At 71.6% G+C, this 19,307-nt stretch carries 20 protein-coding genes, 1 pseudogene and 1 riboswitch; of the genes and pseudogenes, 11 read left to right on the top strand and 10 right to left on the bottom strand.

What is annotated here, in order from left to right; translation table 11 throughout:
- From ABZ070_RS17050 to ABZ070_RS17035, 4 genes and pseudogenes are all read right to left on the bottom strand, one after another.
- Positions 1-185 (bottom strand): annotated as a pseudogene (locus ABZ070_RS17050) (hypothetical protein); the annotation flags it as partial.
- A 104-nt stretch (positions 186-289) separates the two neighbouring features.
- On the bottom strand, positions 290-685 hold the full coding sequence (locus ABZ070_RS17045; protein WP_356634496.1) for a DUF3040 domain-containing protein: 396 nt from the start codon (positions 683-685) through the stop codon (positions 290-292).
- A 247-nt stretch (positions 686-932) separates the two neighbouring features.
- Positions 933-1,649, bottom strand: coding sequence for a methyltransferase (locus tag ABZ070_RS17040; RefSeq protein WP_356634494.1), 717 nt, complete (start codon positions 1,647-1,649; stop codon positions 933-935).
- Positions 1,650-1,796: 147 nt separating this feature from the next.
- The gene (locus ABZ070_RS17035) at positions 1,797-2,366 is read right to left on the bottom strand and encodes an SAV_6107 family HEPN domain-containing protein (RefSeq protein ID WP_356634492.1); all 570 of its coding nucleotides are present in this window, start codon (positions 2,364-2,366) and stop codon (positions 1,797-1,799) included.
- A 195-nt stretch (positions 2,367-2,561) separates the two neighbouring features.
- Between ABZ070_RS17035 and ABZ070_RS17030 the strand changes: the two genes are divergently transcribed.
- The 5 genes from ABZ070_RS17030 to ABZ070_RS17010 all read left to right on the top strand — a co-directional run bounded on the left by ABZ070_RS17030 (position 2,562) and on the right by ABZ070_RS17010 (position 8,702).
- Positions 2,562-3,449 carry an ATP-binding cassette domain-containing protein gene (locus ABZ070_RS17030; RefSeq protein WP_356634490.1) on the top strand — a complete coding sequence of 296 codons (888 nt, stop codon included), beginning with the start codon at positions 2,562-2,564 and terminating at the stop codon, positions 3,447-3,449.
- Positions 3,421-5,508, top strand: a complete 2,088-nt coding sequence (locus ABZ070_RS17025; RefSeq protein WP_356634488.1) for a YhgE/Pip domain-containing protein — start codon at positions 3,421-3,423, stop codon at positions 5,506-5,508. Before ABZ070_RS17030 ends, ABZ070_RS17025 begins: the two co-directional genes overlap by 29 nt.
- Positions 5,509-5,537: 29 nt before the next feature.
- Positions 5,538-6,152: a helix-turn-helix domain-containing protein gene (locus ABZ070_RS17020; protein ID WP_356634486.1), complete on the top strand. Its 615-nt coding sequence runs from the start codon at positions 5,538-5,540 to the stop codon at positions 6,150-6,152.
- A gap of 366 nt (positions 6,153-6,518) precedes the next feature.
- Positions 6,519-7,142 carry a DUF4126 domain-containing protein gene (locus tag ABZ070_RS17015; protein ID WP_356634484.1) on the top strand — a complete coding sequence of 208 codons (624 nt, stop codon included), beginning with the start codon at positions 6,519-6,521 and terminating at the stop codon, positions 7,140-7,142.
- A gap of 63 nt (positions 7,143-7,205) precedes the next feature.
- Positions 7,206-8,702: an NAD(P)/FAD-dependent oxidoreductase gene (locus tag ABZ070_RS17010; protein ID WP_356634482.1), complete on the top strand. Its 1,497-nt coding sequence runs from the start codon at positions 7,206-7,208 to the stop codon at positions 8,700-8,702.
- Here ABZ070_RS17010 and ABZ070_RS17005 read toward each other — a convergent pair.
- The 6 genes from ABZ070_RS17005 to ABZ070_RS16980 form a co-directional block, all read right to left on the bottom strand.
- The gene (locus ABZ070_RS17005) at positions 8,696-9,568 is read right to left on the bottom strand and encodes a hypothetical protein (RefSeq protein WP_356634480.1); all 873 of its coding nucleotides are present in this window, start codon (positions 9,566-9,568) and stop codon (positions 8,696-8,698) included. The genes ABZ070_RS17010 and ABZ070_RS17005 overlap by 7 nt on opposite strands.
- Positions 9,569-9,620: 52 nt before the next feature.
- Entirely contained in the window at positions 9,621-10,538 is a 918-nt protein-coding gene (gene metF, locus ABZ070_RS17000) for a methylenetetrahydrofolate reductase [NAD(P)H] (protein WP_356634478.1), read from the bottom strand.
- A 111-nt stretch (positions 10,539-10,649) separates the two neighbouring features.
- Positions 10,650-11,300, bottom strand: coding sequence for a thiamine phosphate synthase (thiE, locus tag ABZ070_RS16995; RefSeq protein ID WP_356634476.1), 651 nt, complete (start codon positions 11,298-11,300; stop codon positions 10,650-10,652).
- A gap of 86 nt (positions 11,301-11,386) precedes the next feature.
- Complete coding sequence (locus ABZ070_RS16990; protein ID WP_356634474.1) at positions 11,387-11,752, bottom strand: Rv2175c family DNA-binding protein; 366 nt, start codon at positions 11,750-11,752, stop codon at positions 11,387-11,389.
- Between the two features lie 43 nt (positions 11,753-11,795).
- Positions 11,796-12,980, bottom strand: a complete 1,185-nt coding sequence (locus ABZ070_RS16985; protein ID WP_356634502.1) for an FAD-dependent oxidoreductase — start codon at positions 12,978-12,980, stop codon at positions 11,796-11,798.
- Between the two features lie 88 nt (positions 12,981-13,068).
- Entirely contained in the window at positions 13,069-13,410 is a 342-nt protein-coding gene (locus ABZ070_RS16980; protein ID WP_356634472.1) for a hypothetical protein, read from the bottom strand.
- A 51-nt stretch (positions 13,411-13,461) separates the two neighbouring features.
- Positions 13,462-13,573: riboswitch (TPP riboswitch) on the top strand.
- Between ABZ070_RS16980 and thiO the strand changes: the two genes are divergently transcribed.
- From thiO to ABZ070_RS16950, 6 genes are all read left to right on the top strand, one after another.
- Positions 13,571-14,737, top strand: coding sequence for a glycine oxidase ThiO (gene thiO, locus ABZ070_RS16975; protein WP_356634470.1), 1,167 nt, complete (start codon positions 13,571-13,573; stop codon positions 14,735-14,737). It overlaps the preceding riboswitch by 3 nt.
- The gene (thiS, locus tag ABZ070_RS16970; RefSeq protein WP_356634468.1) at positions 14,734-14,934 is read left to right on the top strand and encodes a sulfur carrier protein ThiS; all 201 of its coding nucleotides are present in this window, start codon (positions 14,734-14,736) and stop codon (positions 14,932-14,934) included. Before thiO ends, thiS begins: the two co-directional genes overlap by 4 nt.
- 6 nt (positions 14,935-14,940) lie before the next feature.
- The gene (locus ABZ070_RS16965; RefSeq protein WP_356634466.1) at positions 14,941-15,735 is read left to right on the top strand and encodes a thiazole synthase; all 795 of its coding nucleotides are present in this window, start codon (positions 14,941-14,943) and stop codon (positions 15,733-15,735) included.
- Positions 15,736-15,879: 144 nt separating this feature from the next.
- Entirely contained in the window at positions 15,880-17,817 is a 1,938-nt protein-coding gene (gene pknB, locus ABZ070_RS16960) for a Stk1 family PASTA domain-containing Ser/Thr kinase (RefSeq protein ID WP_356634464.1), read from the top strand.
- A 5-nt stretch (positions 17,818-17,822) separates the two neighbouring features.
- Positions 17,823-18,671 carry a deoxyribonuclease IV gene (locus ABZ070_RS16955; RefSeq protein WP_356634462.1) on the top strand — a complete coding sequence of 283 codons (849 nt, stop codon included), beginning with the start codon at positions 17,823-17,825 and terminating at the stop codon, positions 18,669-18,671.
- 79 nt (positions 18,672-18,750) lie between these two features.
- Positions 18,751-19,263, top strand: coding sequence for a DUF4396 domain-containing protein (locus ABZ070_RS16950; protein WP_356634460.1), 513 nt, complete (start codon positions 18,751-18,753; stop codon positions 19,261-19,263).
- The last annotated feature ends 44 nt before the right edge of the window (positions 19,264-19,307 follow it).

Raw genomic sequence — 19,307 nt, 5'->3', positions numbered from 1 at the left:
ATCGGCGCGGGATCGTAGTACTCGTCCTCGGCCGCCTCCCGCACACGCTCCACGACCCACACGACGCCGCAAGCCCGGCCCGAGCGTGCCTCGGGGGCAGGCCCCCGGGGGAAGGTGGCGCGCTGCGGGCGCAGTGCGACCGGCCGTGAGCGTCGCGTGGGAAGTCGGCGCGTGCTGCGCAGCACGGTGTAGGGGGCGACGCTCGTCAGCGTCGCCCCTCATCCCTACTCCGACCCTGGGCCCGACGGGGCCACCACCCGGTCCGGGGGAAAATCCGTGACCGGTGGACTCAGTGGCCGCCCTGCTCGTCGCGGCGGCGCTGCCACCGCTCCTCGATCCGGTGCATCATCGATCTGCGCTGGTGCGGCTGTCGGCGTCCCTGTTCGCCGGTTGCCTGCTGCTGTTCGCCCGGCTTCGGCGCTTTGCGCCAGCCCGTGACCGCGAGAACCGCACAGCCGAGCATCACCAGGAAGCCCACCACACTGATCCAGATCTGCTGGGCGACCATACCGGCCATGAGGAGCGCGATACCCACCAGGAAGCCTGCGACCGCCTGGTAGACCCGTCGCCGGGTGTACGTACGCAGCCCGCTTCCCTCAAGCGCTGTAGCGAACTTGGGATCTTCGGCGTACAGCGCTCGCTCCATCTGCTCGAGCATTCGCTGCTCGTGCTCCGAGAGCGGCACGGAGTCCTCCTCGTCGTCGGTCGCGGGGGCGACCGGTATGCGGCCCTTTCAGGATAGGCAGGGATTCGCCCCCGTGAAACCCGCCCTCTCGCAAACGCCATTCCGGGCCGCCATGCCCGATCGGGGTGCTGAGGCGTTGATTCCCCAACCTCCGATCCGTCATGCCGGATGGTGTCCCCCGATCATACGGGGCGACGGCCGCCAACGGAGGGTCTGTGGCGTAGTCCATCTGCGGCTGCGCGCCTGATCAGCCCCGCTTCTCGCCCAGGACGTGCAGCTGGGTCGCGACGGAGTGGAAGGCGGGAAGTTCGGCGGCGGCTGCCTCCAGCTTCAGCAGCGCGTCCAGCGCGCCGGGCTCGGTGTCCACCAGAACCCCGGGGACCAGGTCGGCGAAGACCCGCACCCCGTGGACCGCGCCGACCTCGACACCAGCCTGCGTGACGGCCTCGGTGAGCTGCTCGGCGGTGAAGCGCCGGGGCACCGGGTCGCCCGCTCCCCACCGGCCGTCGGGGTCAAAGAGCGCCTGCCGGGCCTCGTTGAAGTGCCCTGCCAGGGCGCGGGCGAGGACGGCGCCGCCGAGGCCTGCGGCGAGGAGGCTGAGCGCTCCGGCGGGCCGGAGTGCCGCCACCGCGTTGCGGACGCCCTCGGCGGGATCGTCCACGTACTCCAGCACGCCGTGGCACAGGACGGCGTCGTAGCCGTCGCGCTCGACGACGTCGAACAGGCCGTGGATGTCGCCCTGGACGCCGCGGACCCGGTCGGCGACCCCGGCCTCCGCCGCCCGCCGCTCGAGCGCGAACAGCGCGTTCGGGCTGGGGTCGACGACCGTGACCCGATGACCGAGCCGGGCGGCGGGCACCGCGAAGTTACCGGTACCGCCACCGGTGTCCAGGATGTCCAGACAGTCCGTCCCGGTCGCCTTGACCCGACGGTCGAGCGCCTCCTTGAGGACCTCCCAGACCACGGCGGTACGGAGGGAGGCGCGAGAGGGTCGCGGTGGGGTCTCCCCACCGGCGGGGGACGGTTCCGACACGGCTGTTGGCTCCTCGGGCGATGTACTGGTGACCTCCGTCCACCCTATTGCCTCCGACTCCCCCGCCAGCGATCCGTCTCACCCCGCGGTGCCCCCGCGCTCCTGCTTCTGCGGCCTGGGTTGCGGGAGCACGGGCTGCAGCACCAGCAGACGCTCGACCAGCCTCAGGAACATGGCCACGTCCCGCAGCAGGTCGTCGGCGTCACGGCGGCTGGCCGCGCCCCGTATGCCCGCCTCCGCACGCGCCCGGCGCTCGGCCCCTGAGGCGAACAGCAGGCTCCACTCGGACAGCTCGGGCGCGATCTCCGGCAGGACCTCCCACGCGCTGCGGATGCCTCCCCTCCGGCTCCGCCCTGGGGACGCCCCGAGGCCGCGCCGCGGAGCGGCCTCGGGGCGTACGCGGGCGGCGAGCACGGCTGCGGCCGTGCGCAGGGCGGCCAGATGGGCCGTGGCGTACCGCTCGTTGGGCGCCTCGAAGCTCTCCGCCTCCTCGAGCCCGGCGCGGGCCCGGGCGAGCAGATCGAGAGCGGCGGGGGGTGCGGATGCCCGGCGCGGGACGGGATGGACGTCGTGCGCCGGGCCGGTCGATGAGGGGGCAGTGCCGGTGGCGCGGCGCCGGTGTGCGGCGGCTGCCGGGTGACGGGCCATGACGAGCCTCCTGTCGTCGTGTGACGGCACTGTGGCCGTATGTGTCCATCGTGGAGGGCACCACTGACAGTCCGCGCTGACCTGCCCTTTTGCTTCGATCACGGGTTCGGGGGTAACTTTTGAACTGACTGGTCAGTTCAAAAATCGTCCATGGAAAGAGAAACCGGGGATGGGATGGGGATCGGGGTGGGGAACGTGGACAGCGCGCGCGGCGCGGCCGTCGCCGCCGAGGGCTTCGGGCTGAAAGGCCCGCGCGGCTGGGCGTTCCGCTCGGTGGACATCGACGCAGCGCCGGGGGCGCTCGTCGCGATCGAGGGCCCGTCGGGTTCGGGGCGCACGAGCTTGCTGCTCGCACTCACGGGACGGATGAGACCCACGGAAGGCCGCGCCGTGGTCGCCGGCCTCGAACTGCCGCGCCGGATGGCCGCTGTGCGTCGGATCAGCGCTCTCGGCCCGGTGGCGGGAGTCAGCGACCTCGACCCGGCGCTCACCGTCGCGGAGCATCTGCGCGAACGGGCCCTGCTGCAGCGGCGTTTCGACGGTTCGCTGCGCGCTCTGCTGCGGCCCCGCGCGGAGCGGTCCGCCGACGCGCGCGAGCGCATCGAGAAGGCGCTGTCCGCCGCGGGGCTCGACCTGGCAGCACTGCCCAAGCGGGAACGCACGTCCGTACGCGACCTGGAGCGGCTGGAGGAGCTGCGGCTCTCCGTCGCCCTCGCGCTGATCGCCGAGCCCCGGCTGCTCGCGGTCGACGACACCGACCTCAAGCTCTCCGACGCCGACCGCGCCACGGCCTGGGCGCTCCTTCGCTCGATCGCGGACGGCGGCACGACGGTGCTCGCTGTGTGCAGCCAGGCCCCCGGGGACGCGGGCGTCGTCCGCACGACGGGCGCCGTCCGCGACGAGGACGAGGCCCCCGACGCCGCCCCCGTGGCGGACCGGAGCACCACAACGGACGCGGACGCGGGCACGGACGCGGAGGCCGAGACCGCGACCGAGACCGAGACCGCGACCGAGGCCGACTCGGAAGAGAACACCAACGAGGAGGGGGCGGCCGATGCGCTCGCCGAAACTGGCCGCGCTTGAGCTGAAGCGCTTCGGCAGGGGGAAGCTGCCCGCCGCCGCGATCGTCGCGGTCATGCTGCTGCCGCTGCTCTACGGCGCCCTGTACCTGTATTCGTTCTGGGACCCCTACGGCAGGCTCGACAAGATCCCCGTCGCGCTCGTCAACGACGACAAAGGCGCCACCGCTGCCGGCAGGAAGATCGTGGCCGGCGACGAGATCACCAAGGGGCTGCGCGATAGCAAGGTCTTCCAGTGGCACGAGGTGAGCGACGCCGAGGCCCGCAAGGGCGTCGAGGACGGCACGTACTACCTGTCGCTGACCATGCCGGCGGACTTCAGCCGGCGCATCGCCTCCAGCTCCGGCGACTCCCCCGAGACCGGCGCGCTCCAGGTCCGCACGAACGACGCCAACAACTACATCGTCGGCCAGATCTCGCGGACGGTCTTCTCCGAGGTGCGCACCGCCGCGTCGACCGATGCCTCCCGGTCGTTCCTCGACCGGATCTTCATCTCGTTCTCCGACATCCACGAGGCGACGGAGAAGGCGGCGAAGGGCGCCGACAAGCTCAAGAGCGGTGTCGGGAAGGCCAAGAAGGGCTCGGAGGACCTCGCCGACGGGCTCAAGGACGCCAAGGACGGCAGCGGCAAGCTGTCGGGGGGCATCAACAAGCTGCACAAGGGTGCCGGTGAACTCGAGACCGGCTCCCGGCAGGTCGCCGACGGAACCCAGACGCTCGCCGACAAGGTCAACAGGGTCGCCGACGAGGTGCGCCCGTACCTCAAGGACAACGGGAAGTCGATCGGCGACTCGGCCCGGCTGGTGGCCGACTCGTCGCGGGCCGTGCAGCACAACCTGGACCGTCTGGTCGAACGGGCCCCGGGCGCCGCGGTGCTCGCGCACAAGTCCGCCGACGCGCTCACCGAGATCCACCGCACCCAGTGCGAGGAGGCGTTGCTCCCCGACGCCAGGGCATGTGCCGAGCTCAAGCGCGCCAAGACCGCGGCGGCCGACGTCGCCAGGATCGCCGACGACCTCAACGTCCTGATCGGCAACAGCAGCGGCGATCTGAAGGCACTGAAGAAACAGCTCGCCGGCCTGGAGAAGAAGGCCGACGCCCTCGCCAAGCGTGCCCCGAAACTGGACGAGGACCTGGCGTACACCGTCCGCAAGATCAACGAGCTCAACACCGGTGCGCACAAGGTCGCCACGGGCGCCGACCGGTTGCACACGGGTCTGACCAGCGCCAAGAAGGGCTCCACGGACCTGGACACCGGCGTGGGCAAGCTCAAGAAGGGCGCGGGCGACCTGGACGGCGGCCTCTTCCGGCTGGCCGACGGGTCGACCGAGCTGGCCGTGGGGCTCAACAACGGCGTGGACAGGATCCCGGACTATGACAAGAAGGACCGCGACCGCCGCACGGAGGTGATGGCCGACCCGGTCCAGCTGGCCGGCAAGTCCCTGCACGCGGCGCCCAATTACGGCACCGGCTTCGCCCCGTACTTCATCCCGCTCTCTCTCTGGGTGGGCGCGATGGTGGCGTACATGATCATCCAGCCGCTCAACCGCCGGGCCCTCGCCGCCGGGGCGTCCGCCTGGCGGATCGCGGCGGCGGGCTGGTTGCCGGTGGCTGCGATCGGTCTGCTCCAGGTCGCCGCTCTGATGTCGGTCCTGCACTGGGGCCTCGGACTCGAAATGGCGTACGCGGCCGGCACCGTGGGCTTCCTCGCCCTCGTCACCTGCTGCTTCACGGCGATCATCCAGTGGCTCAACGCCCGCTTCGGCGCCGCCGGCCGCATCCTGGTCCTCGCGGTTCTGATGCTCCAGCTGACCTCGGCGGGCGGCACCTATCCGGTGCAGACGAGCCCCGGGTTCTTCGGCGCGGTCCACCCGTTCCTGCCGATGACGTATGTCGTCGAGGCGCTGCGCAGGCTGATCACGGGCGGCGGTCTCGGCCCGGTCTGGCAGGCGTGCGCGGTGCTGCTGGCCTTCACCGCGGGGGCACTGGCGCTGACCGCCCTGTCCGCGCGGCGCAAGCAGGTCTGGACGCTCGACAGGCTCCACCCGGAGCTGAGTCTGTGACCATGGGCGGACCTGTGAGAATCGATGTCATGGACAGCAGCAGCACCAGACGCCGGGCGACGCGCGCCAAGCTCTACGAGGCAGCCGTGACGCTCATCGCGGAGCAGGGCTTCTCGGCCACCACGGTCGACGAGATCGCCGAGCGCGCCGGGGTCGCCAAGGGCACGGTCTACTACAACTTCAAGAGCAAGACCGAGCTCTTCGAGGAGCTGCTGCGTTTCGGGGTCGGCCTGCTCACCGCCTCCCTGCAGCAGGCGGCCGACGAGACGGCGGAGCGCGGCGGTTCCAGGATCGAGGCGCTGGACGCGATGATCCGGGCCGGGCTCGTGTTCATCGACCGTTACCCGGCCTTCACCCAGCTGTATGTCGCCGAGCTGTGGCGCACCAACCGCGCGTGGCAGTCCACGCTCCTCGTCGTGCGGCAGCAGGCGGTGGCCGTCGTGGAGACGGTCCTGCGGGAGGGCGTGGAGGCCGGCGAACTGAGCGAGGAGATCGACGTTCCGCTCACGGCCGCCGCGCTGGTCGGGATGGTGCTGGTGGCGGCGCTGGACTGGCAGGCGTTCCAGCGGGAGCGGTCGCTGGACGATGTACACGGGGCGCTGTCCCTGCTGCTGCACGGCCGGGTGAGCGGCCGCCGGGACTGACGGCCCGGAGCACGGGTTCGGCGGAATCGACGAAACGCCGGGCGAGCTGGAGTTTCCAGCCCGCCCGGCGTTCCCGTTCCCCCCGTTCCCCGCTCTCCCCGTGGTCCGAAGAGCCCGGTCCCCCCTTGTCCCCCGTGGTCGTGGGCTCTCCGTCCTGCAACCCCCGTGCTGTCGGGGGAGCCGCGCCGTTCCGCCGCCCCGTGTCGTCGGTGCCGGCGCCGCGCCCCTTCCGTGGTCCCCACTCTTCCGTTCGCGCAGCTGGGAGCCCATCCGCGCGGATACTCATCTCGGCGGCTGAGTACGGATACTCAGCTCTGGGCACCGAACCCCACCTTCCGCCCTGGAAGGCTGGTTACGATCGCGTCCGTGTCCGTACTCCCCCTCGTCTTCACCAGCGGCTGGGCCAGCGGGATCAACGCGTATGCGGTGGTCCTTCTGTTCGGCATCTTCGGCGCGACCGGCATCTCCGACCAGGTGCCGGAGGCGCTGCAGCGCACCGACGTCCTGATCGCTGCCGGTGTGCTCTTCCTGTGCGAGGCGGTGGCGGACAAGATCCCGTACGTCGACTCGATATGGGACTCCGTCCACACCGTGATCCGGCCCGTGGCGGGCGCGGTCGTCGCCGCGCTTCTGGCGGGCGAGAGCGGGTCGCTGCCGGAGCTCGCGGCGGGCGCCGTGGGCGGTTCGACCGCCCTGGTGAGCCATCTGGTCAAGGCCGGCACCCGGATGGCCGTCAACACGTCGCCGGAGCCGTTCAGCAACATCGGCGTGAGCGTGGCGGAGGACCTGGGTGTCGCCGCGATCATCTCGTTCGCGGTCTTCAACCCGGTGGCCGCGGCGATCATCGCGGGCACGCTGCTGGTGCTGGGCATCGTCACCGTGTTCTTCCTGGCCTCGAGGATCCGCCGTTTCCTGCGGCGCAGGGCCCAGCGCCGGGAGGAGAGACGTCTGACAGGCGCGGCGCGCTTCCGCAGACCACCGGACTGGTGACCTCGGCGCCGCCGGGCACACCCGGCCCGGTGCGTGTCGGTCCTGGTCAGTAGAGTCGCCTGCATGGCACGGATTGCGGTGATCGGCGCCGGGATGGGCGCCATGGCGGCTGCCGCCCGGCTGGCCGTGGCAGGCCACCGGGTGACGGTGTACGAGCGCCTCTCGACGTACGGCGGTTCCCTTGGCCGCTTCGAACGGGACGGCTTCGCCTTCGACACCGGGCCGGGTCTGCTGCATCTGCCGGCGGTCTGGCGGGACCTGTTCGTCAAGACCGGCAAGGAGCCGTTGGAGCGGTGCGTCGAGCTGACGCAGGTCGACCCCGCGAGCCGGCACCTCTTCGCCGACGGCACCGAAGTCCTCCTGCCGAACGCGTCGAGGGCCGGCATCGTCTCCGCCCTCGAATCGGCGCTCGGACCCGGATCGGGCGAGCGGTGGGGCGAGTTCCTGGGGCGGGCACGCGAGACATGGGAGCGATCGCGCCGCCCTCTGCTGGAGGAGCCGCTGCCCTCCGATGTCTCGCCGCTGTCGAAGGACCTCTATCCGGCGCTGCGCCAGGGTCTGTTGCGGCGGTCGGCCCGCACGCTCGCCGAGGTCGGCACGCGCGAGCTGCGCGACCCGCGCCTGGCGGCGCTGCTCGGCAGTCATGCCACGGCGTACGGGCTGGACCCGGGCACCGCACCCGCTTCGGCCGCCGTACTGCCGTACATGGAGCAGACTTTCGGCTCCTGGTACGTGAAGGGCGGCCTCCGCGCCCTCGCCGACGCTGTGTACGAGCGCTGTCTGGCCCGGAAGGTGACGTTCGTCTTCGGGGCCGGCGTGACGGACGTGCTGGAAAAGGACGGCCGCGCGGTGGGACTCGAGCTCGAGCACGGCGGCCCGGTCGAGGCCGATGTCGTGGTGTCCGGGGCCTGGATGCCGTCGCTGTTCGAGGAGCACATCGGCCTGCGGAGTCTGCGCGCCGAGTGGCCGCACTGGCATCCGATGGTGGGGACCGGGCGGGTGAGTGTCCATCTCGCCCTGCGAGGCGGCCCCGAGGCGGGGGCCGTGCACCGCACGGTGGTCCACGCCGCTGACCCCGTCGCGGAGTGGGACGCGATCCACGCCGGAGGGAGCGGCCCGCATCCGACGGTGACCGTTCTACGGCCGGACGACCCACTGCTGCGGCCGGACGACGACCACGAGACGGTCACCCTGGTGTCCACGGTGCCGGCCGAGGTGCACGGCGGCCATACGTGGGACCGGATCGCCGATGCGACTGCGGACCGGATGACGGAGGCCGCCGAGGCCGCGGTGCCGGGCCTGCGTGAGCGGCTCCTGTGGCGCGAGGTGCGCCATCCGGAACACACGCGCCACGCTACGGGCACCGGCAGGGTTCCGGCCCCGGCGCTCGCGGGAGCCGACGGCGCGTTCCTGCCCCTGGTCAACGCCGGGAGTCTGCCCGGTCTGTTCTTCGCCGGGGGCTGGGCGCACCCCGGGGGTGGGTTGGCGCACGCGGGGATGTCCGGCGCGCTGGTCGCCGGGCTGATCGTGGAGGGCGCGGACTTCCGCGGATCTCAGTAGCGGTACTGCTGCTGCTCGTTGTACCCGGTGTCGTAGTAGGCCGAGGGCTGCTCCGGCTGCTCCCCGTCACGCTGCTGCGGCACCCAGAGCCCGCCGGGCGGGGTCTCGTTGTGGCCGTCCTGCTGCCCGTGTCCGGCGTACTGCTGCTGGCCGGCGTAGCCGCCGTAGGAGTCGTACGCGTCGTAGGTGCTGTACTGCTGGCCGCCCACGTACGCGTCCGAGTAGGTGGCGTACTGCTGCTGGCCGCTGCCGTAGTCGTACTGTCCGGCGTAGGCCGTCTGCGCGGCGGGCTGCTGCTGACCGTAGTCGCCGTACGCGTCGTAGCCGCCGTAACCCGAGTCGTACGTGGCGTACTGCCGGCCCTCGTCGGGGACGGCCCGCCGCTCTGCGTCCCGCCGGGCGGCATCCTCCGTGTAGATGCCGTACTGCCCGGTCTCGTCGGGCAGCGGCTCCGGTTCGTAGACCTCGGGCGCCGCCTGGCCGTGCTCGGCGGCGTAGGACTCGGGCGTGTCGTACGCGGGCGTGTCGTAGGAGAGGCCGGTGACCTCCAGCGAGGGCTCCCGCTCGGCCTCCTGGGCCGCGCCGGACCTGCGCCGCCTGCTCACGCCGGGGCTGCCGCCGAGTGCCCAGCCGGTGGAGAAGCCGCGCCGGAAGGAGAGGGTCACATACGTCTGACCGACCGCGAACGCCATCGCACCGAGGGCGATGACCACCACCGACGGCAGCAGCACGCCTATGACGACGCCCAGGAACCCGGCGAACGCGAGCAGCCGCCAGCGCAGACGGGCCTTGTACTGCAGCAGCACCTCACCGAGGAGCCACAGCGCGACGATTCCGAACGCGACGTAGAGGACCGTCCAGCCCATGCCCGCCCCTCTCCTGCGGCCGCCGCCCCGGGGGCGGGGCGGGTACGGCCTGTCAGGACTGCTCGTGCAGTCCGAGATTCTCGTAGATCTCGAGTGTCGCGGTGGAGCTGTTGAGCGTGATGAAGTGCAGCCCGGGGACACCCTCGGCGAGCAGCCGGGCGCCGAACTCCGTCGCGAACTCGATGCCAATGGAGCGTACAGCGGCTGGATCGTCCTTGACCGCGAGGATCCGCTCTTTCAGCTCCGCCGGGAAATGCGCGTTGCTCAGGGCGGCGAACCGGTCGATCTGCTTGACGCTGGTGACGGGCATGATCTCGGGGATGATCGGGGTTTCGCAACCCGCTGCGGCGACCCGGTCGCGAAGCCGCAGATAATCCTCGGGCCGGAAGAACATCTGGGTGATCGCGTAGTCGGCCCCGGCGCGGCATTTGTCCACGAAGTGCCGGATGTCCTCGTCCCAGTCGACCGAGCGTGGGTGCATCTCCGGGAAGGCCGCGACGCCCACACAGAAGTCGCCGGACTCCTTGATGAGCCGGACGAGATCAGCGGCGTACCGCACTCCCTCGGGGTGCTCGACCCACTCCCCCATCGGGTCGCCGGGCGGGTCCCCCCGGACGGCGAGGATGTTGCGGATGCCGGCGTCCGCGTACTGGCCGATCATGTTGCGCAGCTCCGCGATGGAGTGGTTCACCGCGGTGAGGTGCGCGACGGGCGTCAGGGTGGTGTCGGCGGCGATCTGCTGGGTGGCCTTGACCGTGCCCGCACGGGTGGACCCGCCGGCGCCGTAGGTCACGGAGACGAAGTTCGGCGCGACCGCCTCGACCCTGCGCAGCGCGTTCCACAGGTTCCGCTCGCCCTTTTCCGTCTTCGGCGCCCAGAACTCGAACGAGTACGACGTTTTGCCCGTCGCAAGCAGGTCGCGCACCGTGCGTGCGCGATCCGTTCTGGTGGAAGCAGTACCGAGGGCCATACCCGCAGGTTAGCCAGACCAAGAGGGCCACCCAACCGAATGAGGGAAATATGCCGGATTTGCCCGTCTCTTGTCCATCCCTTGGACAGAGATGGACGATCACCAGCGGTGTCACACGCTCCGGGCCCTGACCCGCTTCGCGAGGTCGGCGGCTGCCGCGGCCGGGTCGTCCGCCTCGGTGACGGCCCGCACGACGACCACCCTGCGGGCCCCCGCGTCCAGCACCTCGTCCAGATTGCGAGCATCGATGCCGCCGATGGCGAACCAGGGCCGGTCACCGCCGAGCGCGGCCGTGTACCTGACGAGGTCGAGGCCGGGGGCGTGCCGTCCGGGCTTGGTCGGCGTCGGCCAGCAGGGGCCCGTGCAGAAGTAGTCCACACCCGGCTCGACGGCGGCGGCTGCCGCCTCGGCCTCGGCGTGCGTCGAGCGGCCGATCAGCACGGCGTCCCCGAGGATCGCGCGCGCCGCGGGGACCGGCAGATCGCCCTGCCCCAGGTGCAGCACGTCGGCGCCGATGGCATGCGCCACGTCGGCGCGGTCGTTCACCGCGAGGAGCTTGCCGTGCCTGCGGCAGGCGTCGGCGAAGACCTGGAGATGCTCCAGTTCCTCGCCCGCCTCCATGCCCTTGTCGCGCAACTGCACGATGTCCACGCCGGACGAGAGCACGGCGTCGAGGAACTCGGGAAGGTCTCCCTGCCGCTTGCGGGCGTCCGTGCAGAGATAGAGCCGGGCGTCGGACAGCAGCGCGCGAGCCGTGGACATGAGGCGATCCCCCCGTTGGTCGGCCGGGTGCCCGGGCCGGACGGCCCGGCCTGTGCACCCGGCCGGTAGTGGTGTTTTCCGTGGCGTCAGACGGCGAGCGCCTGGGCCCGGCGCTTCACCTCCGTGCCGCGATTCTCCCCGAGCGCCTGGGCAGGGGTGCCCGGCAGGGTCGGGTCCGGAGTGAAGAGCCACTCCAGCATCTCTTCGTCGTTGAAGCCGTCGTCCCGCAGGAGCGTCAGGGTCCCTGCGAGACCCTTGACCACCTTGCTGCCGTCGATGAAGGCGGCAGGCACCTGCAGCGCACGGTTCTCACCGCGGCGCACGGCGATCAGCTGGCCCTCCTTGACCAGCTGGCGCACACGCGTCACCTCGACATCGAGCATTTCCGCGATGTCGGGCAGGTAGAGCCAGGCGGGGACGAGAGCATCGATCTTTGCGTCAATCTCGGTCACAGGACAAGCCTGCCATCCGGGACCGACAGTCGGTAGCCGGGACCTACCGTGCCGCCGCCTTCAGAGGGACGGACGGGTCGGCGGCCCGCTCCCGATCCAGCGCCGCCCCCGCCAGGATCAGCCTGCGGCCCTGGGCCAGGTCACGGGCCCTGCCGACGGCGAGCAGCGCCACCAGCACCTCTCCGCGCAGCCACAGCACCGACCAGGTGTCCTCGTGGGGCCGGCCCCGCCACAGCAGGTCGTCGGCGGCGGCGTGGTGGCCCGCGTACTGGACGAACCGGCCGAACTGCTCCGACCAGAAGTACGGCACCGGGTCGTACACCTCGGCGGCCGGGCCGGGCTCCCCGGCCGCGTGCGTGACGATGTTCGCCGCGACGGTGCGCGGTCCCTGGAGCGCGTTGTCCCAGTGATGCACCAGCAGCCGCTCGCCGTAGCGGCCGGACGGGTAGGAGGCGCAGTCTCCGACGGCGTACACATCGGGCGCGGAGGCACGCAGGTGGCGGTCCGCGACGACCGAACCGTCCGGGCCGAGCTCGATGCCGGAGCCCTCGAGCAGGCCCGTGGCGGGCCGTGCCCCGATACCGACGACGACGGCGCCGGCGGGAATCCTGCGGCCCCCGGCCAGGACCACGGCGCCCGGCTCGACGGTGGCCACACGGGCGCCGGTGACGAGTTCCGCCCCGTACTGCCCGTACCAGGCGGCCATCGGGGCGGCGACCTCCGCGGGCATGGTGCCGGCGAGCGGGCGGTCGGCGGCCTCGACGACGGTGACGGCGCAGCCGGCCTGACGGGCCGCGGTCGCGAACTCCGCGCCGATCCAGCCCGCGCCGACCACGACGATGTCGTGCTGCTCGGTGAGCAGGGGCCGCAGCCGGGCGGCGTCGTCGAGGGTGCGCAGCAGATGGACGCCCGGTACGCCCCGGGTACCGGGCAGCGTGACGGGCTCCGCGCCGGTGGCGAGGACCAGGACGTCGTACGGGACGGGGCCGGCCGCGGTGTCCACCTCGTGCGCGCAAGTGCGCACGCCGGTGACCTCGACGCCCAGGCGCAGCTCGACGCCGAGGGCCTCGAAGTCGATGTCGAAGGCCGAGTCCTCCGCCTTGCCGAGCAGGATCGCCTTGGACAGCGGCGGCCGGTCGTACGGCTGGTGCGGCTCGGCGCCGATCACGGTGACCGGGCCGGTGAAGCCCTGCTCCCGGAGCGCGACCGCGGTCTGCACTCCCGCCATGCCCGCGCCGACGATCACCACGCGCCGCCGCGGCGCTGTCTGCTGCTGCCGTTCGTCCACCCGCACACCTTACGTACCTGACAGAGAGTCAGGAAGGCAGCTCCTCCACCACGCTCGTCCCGCTGCCCTCCTGGGACTCCCACTCCCAGGTCTCCTCCAGGCGCACACGGCCGTCCGGAAGGTCCACGACCGTGGAGACGCAGTGCCCCGAGGAGGTGGCGCCGTCCGTCTTCAACTGCACATAACGGAAGTCGAGACGGTCGCCCTCCCGGGTGCCCACGAGGTGTCCGCGGACCACGTCACCGCCCTCGTACTCGGCCCAGATCCGGCCCCGCTCCTCGTGGTACGTGAACCGGGTCCGGGTGCCGACCTGGCCCGGAGCCTGGTCGGCGACCGGTGAGAGAACGAGTCCGTCGAGCGTCCTGGCCACTGCTGCGGCTCCCTTACTGCGTGTCGGGGCGGGAGGTTAGGGTGGCCACCGTAAGGCACTCGCGGGAGCCCGGACGCACCGGGCTGAGAGGGAGGCTGGCGGCCTCCGACCGTACGAACCTGATCCGGGTCATGCCGGCGAAGGGAGGGGCTGGACGCCCATGTCTCGTACTCGACGCACCCCTGACGTCCTTGTCATAGGGGGCGGGATCATCGGTCTGGTCACGGCCTGGCGCGCAGCGCAGCGCGGGCTGAGCGTGACCGTCGCGGACCCCGAACCGGGCGGCGGGGCCGCTCAGGTCGCGGCCGGGATGCTGGCCGCCGTCACCGAACTCCACTACGGCGAGCAGACCCTGCTCGGGCTCAACCTCGAGTCCGCCCGCCGCTACCCGGCCTTCGTCGCGGAACTCGAGGAAGCGAGCGGCCGGCAGGTCGGGTACCGCTCCTGCGGCACGCTCGCCGTCGCCCTCGACGCCGACGACCGCGCGCATCTGCGCGAACTGCACGCCCTGCAGCACCGCTCGGGACTCGAGTCCGAGTGGCTCACGGGCCGTGAGTGCCGCCGCCTCGAGCCGATGCTGGCACCCGGCGTACGCGGCGGGCTGCGGGTGGACGGCGACCACCAGGTCGACCCGCGCCGGCTGACCGCCGCGCTCGTCGTCGCCTGCGAGCGGGCCGGTGTGGACTTCCGCCGCACCTGGGTGGAGCGGCTGGTGGTGGCCGCCGACCGGGCGGCCGGAGCCGTACTCGCCGACGGCGGCGAACTCGCCGCGGGGCAGGTCGTGTTGGCCGGGGGAAGCATGAGCGGACGGCTGGAGGGCGTACCGGCGGACGTACTTCCGCCCGTACGGCCGGTGAAGGGCCAGGTTCTGCGGCTGACCGTGCCACGCCCCTACGCGCCGTTCCTCTCGCGCACCGTACGGGCGGTGGTGCGCGGCAGCCATGTGTATTTGGTGCCACGCAAGGACGGCGAGCTGGTGGTCGGCGCGACCAGCGAAGAGCTCGGCTGGGACACGACGGTCACCGCGGGCGGGGTGTACGAACTGCTGCGCGACGCGCACGAGCTCGTGCCCGGCATCACGGAGCTGCCTCTCGTCGAGACGCAGGCCGGACTGCGGCCCGGCTCCCCCGACAACGCGCCCCTGCTGGGCTTCACCGAGCTGCCCGGCCTGCTGCTGGCCACCGGGCACTACCGCAACGGGGTGCTGCTGACACCTGTCACCGGCGACGCACTGGCGGGCGCGCTGGTGAGCGGCGAACTGCCCGAGGTGGCACGGCCCTTCTCCCCCCGCCGCTTCTCTTCCGTCCTCCAGGAGCAGCCCGCATGAACGTCTTTGTCAACGGCGAAGTCCGAGAGTTCGCCGACAGCACCACCCTGGACGCCGTCGTCGCCGCGCTCACCGCGGCGCCCTCCGGAGTCGCCGCGGCGCTCAACGAGACCGTCGTCCCGCGCAGCCGGTGGGCCGGCACCCCGCTCGGCGACGGCGACCGTGTCGAAGTTCTCACCGCAGTGCAGGGAGGCTGATCCGTCGTGGCCGACGACCGTTTCACCATCGGGGAGACCACGTTCGACTCCCGTCTGATCATGGGCACCGGCGGGGCGCCCAGCCTCGACGTCCTCGAACGCTCGCTCGTCGCGAGCGGCACGGAACTGACGACCGTCGCGATGCGGCGCCTCGATCCGACCGTTCAGGGTTCCGTCCTGTCCGTGCTGGACAAGCTCGGCATCCGGGTCCTGCCGAACACCGCCGGGTGTTTCACCGCCGGTGAGGCGGTCCTCACCGCGCGTCTCGCACGGGAGGCGCTGGGCACCGACTGGATCAAGCTCGAGGTCGTCGCGGACGAGCGGACGCTGCTGCCGGACGGCGTCGAGCTGCTGGACGCGGCGGAAACACTCGTCGACGACGGCTTCACCGTCCTGCCGTACACGAACGACGACCCGGTGCTGGCGCACAAGCTGGAGGACGTGGGCTGCGCCGCGATCATGCCGCTGGGCTCACCGATCGGCTCCGGGCTCGGCATCCGCAACCCCCACAACTTCCAGTTGATCGTCGAGCAGGCGGGCGTGCCGGTGATTCTGGACGCGGGCGCCGGCACGGCGTCGGACGCGGCGCTGGCGATGGAGCTGGGGTGCGCGGCTGTGATGCTGGCGTCGGCGGTGACGCGGGCGCAGGAGCCGGAGCTGATGGCGGAAGCGATGCGGCGGGGCGTGGAGGCCGGGCGGCTGGCGTTTTGTGCGGGACGGATTCCGCGGCGGCACTTCGCACAGGCGTCGTCGCCGGTCGAGGGTGTCGCGGCACTGGATCCCGAGCGGCCGGCGTTCTGAGGGGGCCGAGGGGGTGGCCTTGCGGGCCACCCTCCTGCGGCATGGGGGCCTGGGGGACGTCCGCGCGTCACAGCTCGGCTGCAGTCGTGGCCCGGCTCTGCCCGGCCCGTCGGCCCTGTCCGTCCCGGCTCGTAGAATCGGCGCGTGGATACGACCCTCCAGGACCCTCTCGTCGGGCAGCTGCTCGACGGCCGCTACCGCGTCGATGCGCGCATCGCCGTCGGCGGCATGGCCACGGTCTACCGGGCCGTCGACACCCGTCTCGACCGGGTCCTTGCCCTCAAGGTGATGCATCCGGACCTCGCCACGGACGCCTCGTTCGTGGAGCGCTTCATCCGCGAGGCGAAGTCCGTGGCGCGCCTGGCCCACCCCAATGTGGTGGGGGTCTTCGACCAGGGCGCCGAGGGCGCGTACGTCTATCTGGCGATGGAGTACGTCGAGGGCTGCACCCTCCGTGACGTGCTGCGCGAGCGCGGCGCGCTTCAGCCGCGTGCGGCGCTGGACATCCTGGAGCCCGTGCTGGCCGCCCTCGGCGCCGCGCACCGGGCCGGGTTCGTCCACCGGGACATGAAGCCGGAGAACGTGCTGATAGGGGACGACGGCCGGGTCAAGGTCGCCGACTTCGGTCTCGTGCGCGCTGTCGGTTCCGTCACGAACACGTCGGGCACCGTCCTCGGTACCGTCTCGTACCTCGCCCCGGAGCAGATCGAGTACGGAACCGCCGACACCCGTGCCGATGTGTACGCGTGCGGGGTGGTGCTGTACGAGATGCTGACCGGCTCGAAGCCGCATGCCGGGGACACCCCCGCCCAGGTGCTGTTCCAGCATCTGAGCGCGGACATCCCGGCGCCCTCCGCGCTCTTTCCCGCCCTCGCCGTCGAGCTGGACGAGCTCGTCGCGAGCGCGACCGCCCGGAATCCCGAGGTCCGTCCGTACGACGCGGTGGCGCTGCTGGCACAGGCGCGCGAGGCACGGTCGGCGCTGAGCGCCGAGCAGCTGGACGCCGTGCCGCCGCAGGCCCGCACCGAGGACCGGGCTCCCGACGGTTCCGCCCCCGCCGACGACGACCGCACGGACGTGATCCCCCGGGCACTCCCCCGCGAGGAGCCCGGGATCCACCACACGGCCCGGCTGGCCATGCCGCGCCCGGAGCCGGCCGTGGCCGCGCCGACAGGGTCGCGGACCGCCTGGCCGCCCCGTCGAGGCGTGCTCGCCCTGCTGATCGCGGTGGTCGCCGTTCTCGGCATCGGTACCGGCGTCTGGTACATCAACTCGGGCCAGTTCACCCGTGTGCCCGCCCTGATCGGCAAGAGCGAGAAGGAGGCACGCCAGACCCTCGACAAGGCGGGTCTGGACGTGAAGGCGGTCCGCCACGACTTCAGCGAGACCGTCGCACGGGGCACGGTCATCAGGAGCGACCCGGGCACGAACGAGCGCATCCGGGGCAACGGCTCGGTGACGATCACCGTCTCCCGCGGGCCGAAGATCGTGAAGGTGCCGGATGTGGTGGGCAAGCCGCTCGCCAAGGCGGAGCGTGAGCTGCGCAGAGCCGGACTGGCGCCGGGCGTGGTGACCCGGGAGTTCGACGAGAGCGTCGCGCAGGGCTCGGTGATCAGCACCGACCCGGCCGCGGACAGCAGCCGCAGCCCCGACACCGCCGTGTCGCTCGTGGTCAGCAAGGGCGCACCGATCGACGTGCCCGATGTGACGGGTGAGTCCGTCGAGGACGCCACCGCCGGGCTGGAGGAGGCGGGCCTGAAGGTCAAGGTCGCCGAGGAGCGGATCCACTCGGCCGAGGAGGCGGGGGCGGTCGCACGGCAGTCGGCGGCGGAGGGCACACAGCTCGCCCGCGGCGACACGATCACGCTCACGGTCTCCAAGGGCCCGCGGATGGTCGAGGTCCCCGATGTCGTCGGCGACACTGTGGACGAGGCCACCGCCGAGCTGGAGACGGCCGGTTTCGAGGTGAAGGTCGAGAAGAACTTCCCCTTCCTCGGCGACAAGGTCGAAAGCCAGTCCCCCGAGGGCGGCGGCCAGGCTCCCGAGGGCAGCACCATCACCATCAAGCTCAAGGGACTGTAGTTCTGATGCGCAACCCCGTCGGCGGCCACGTCCCCGTGGCCGGCGGTCTCGCCACGACCGGCCTCGTCTACGCACGCGAACTGGAGGCGGAGACCGTCCAGGTCTTCGTGGCCAATCCGCGCGGATGGGCGACTCCCAAGGGCAATCCGGCCCAGGACGAGAAGTTCCGGGCCGAGTGCGCCGACGAGGGCGTCACCGCGTGGGTCCACGCGCCGTATCTGATCAACTTCGGCTCCCACACCGAGGCCACCGTCGAGCAGTCGGTGCTGTCCCTGCGGCACTCGCTGCGCAGAGCGCGGGAGATCGGGGCGCAGGGCGTGGTCGTGCACACCGGTTCCGCGACGGGCGGCCGCACCCGCGAGGTGGCGCTCGCTCAGGTCCGCGAGCGGATGCTGCCCCTGCTGGACGAGCTGACGCACGAGGACGACCCGTTCCTGCTGCTGGAGTCGACGGCGGGGCAGGGCTTCTCGCTCTGCTCCCGGACGTGGGACTTCGGCCCGTACTTCGAGGCCCTGGACGCCCATCCCAAGCTGGGCGTGTGCCTCGACACCTGCCACATCTTCGCGGCCGGACACGATCTGACCGGCCCGGACGGGATGGCGCAGACGCTGGATCTGCTGGTGGGGACGGTTGGCGAGGGGAGGCTGAAGCTGATCCACGCGAATGACTCGAAGGATGTTGTCGGGGCACACAAGGACCGTCACGAGAACATTGGCTCAGGCCACATCGGCGAGGAACCCTTCCGTGCGCTCATGTCGCATCCCGCCACCGAGGGAGTACCGCTGATCATCGAGACACCCGGCGGCAAGGAGGGGCACGCGGCGGATGTGGCGCGGCTGAAGAAACTTCGCTGAGCTCTCCCGGAATACCCCCGGGGGGTATATGGTTCCTACCAGTGGGCAGGAACCGCTACCTGACGTTGGGGGCATCGCCATGCAGCACGACACACACGCGGACCACACAGACCACGTGCACCACGGCCACGCACACGGCAGCGCCGGCGGAGGCAGGGTCAGCTGGGGCATGGCGGCCAAGGCCACCTTGCACTGCCTCACCGGCTGCGCCATCGGCGAAGTGCTCGGCATGATCATCGGTACGGCGCTGGGCTGGGGGAACGCGCCCACCATGGCCCTCGCCATCGCGTTGGCGTTCCTCTTCGGCTACTCGCTGACCCTCTGGGCGGTCGTACGGGCCGGACTGGGCCTGAAGGCCGCGATCGGCGTCGCACTCGCCGCCGACACCCTCTCCATCACGGTCATGGAGATCGTCGACAACGGCGTACTCCTCCTGGTGCCGGGCGCTATGGACGCCCATCTCGCGGACGGGCTGTTCTGGGGCGCGCTCGCGTTCGCGTTCCTCGTGGCATTCCTGGTAACCACACCCGTGAACAAGTGGATGATCGGCCGCGGCAAGGGCCACGCGGTGGTCCACCAGTACCACCACTGAGACCACCGGGCGGTCCGGGCTCAGGCCCCCGGAGGGGTCAGGCC

The sequence above is a fragment of the Streptomyces sp. NPDC006283 genome (assembly GCF_040613325.1).
In the GTDB taxonomy this organism is placed as follows: domain Bacteria; phylum Actinomycetota; class Actinomycetes; order Streptomycetales; family Streptomycetaceae; genus Streptomyces.
Note: the sequence above shows the minus strand (reverse complement) of the source record. Positions and strands in the feature narration are given on the sequence as shown.

Bases quoted from the DNA above. Each gene is read 5' to 3' on its own strand.
- ABZ070_RS16955 (WP_356634462.1), top strand. From the start codon at position 17,823: ATGCGCAACCCCGTCGGCGGCCACGTCCCCGTGGCCGGCGGTCTCGCC.
- ABZ070_RS16950 (WP_356634460.1), top strand. From the start codon at position 18,751: ATGCAGCACGACACACACGCGGACCACACAGACCACGTGCACCACGGC.
- ABZ070_RS17025 (WP_356634488.1), top strand. From the start codon at position 3,421: ATGCGCTCGCCGAAACTGGCCGCGCTTGAGCTGAAGCGCTTCGGCAGG.
- thiS (WP_356634468.1), top strand. From the start codon at position 14,734: ATGAACGTCTTTGTCAACGGCGAAGTCCGAGAGTTCGCCGACAGCACC.
- thiO (WP_356634470.1), top strand. From the start codon at position 13,571: ATGTCTCGTACTCGACGCACCCCTGACGTCCTTGTCATAGGGGGCGGG.
- ABZ070_RS17035 (WP_356634492.1), bottom strand. From the start codon at position 2,366: ATGGCCCGTCACCCGGCAGCCGCCGCACACCGGCGCCGCGCCACCGGC.
- metF (WP_356634478.1), bottom strand. From the start codon at position 10,538: ATGGCCCTCGGTACTGCTTCCACCAGAACGGATCGCGCACGCACGGTG.
- ABZ070_RS17010 (WP_356634482.1), top strand. From the start codon at position 7,206: ATGGCACGGATTGCGGTGATCGGCGCCGGGATGGGCGCCATGGCGGCT.
- thiE (WP_356634476.1), bottom strand. From the start codon at position 11,300: ATGTCCACGGCTCGCGCGCTGCTGTCCGACGCCCGGCTCTATCTCTGC.
- ABZ070_RS17020 (WP_356634486.1), top strand. From the start codon at position 5,538: ATGGACAGCAGCAGCACCAGACGCCGGGCGACGCGCGCCAAGCTCTAC.
- ABZ070_RS17005 (WP_356634480.1), bottom strand. From the start codon at position 9,568: ATGGGCTGGACGGTCCTCTACGTCGCGTTCGGAATCGTCGCGCTGTGG.
- ABZ070_RS16985 (WP_356634502.1), bottom strand. From the start codon at position 12,980: ATGGCGGGAGTGCAGACCGCGGTCGCGCTCCGGGAGCAGGGCTTCACC.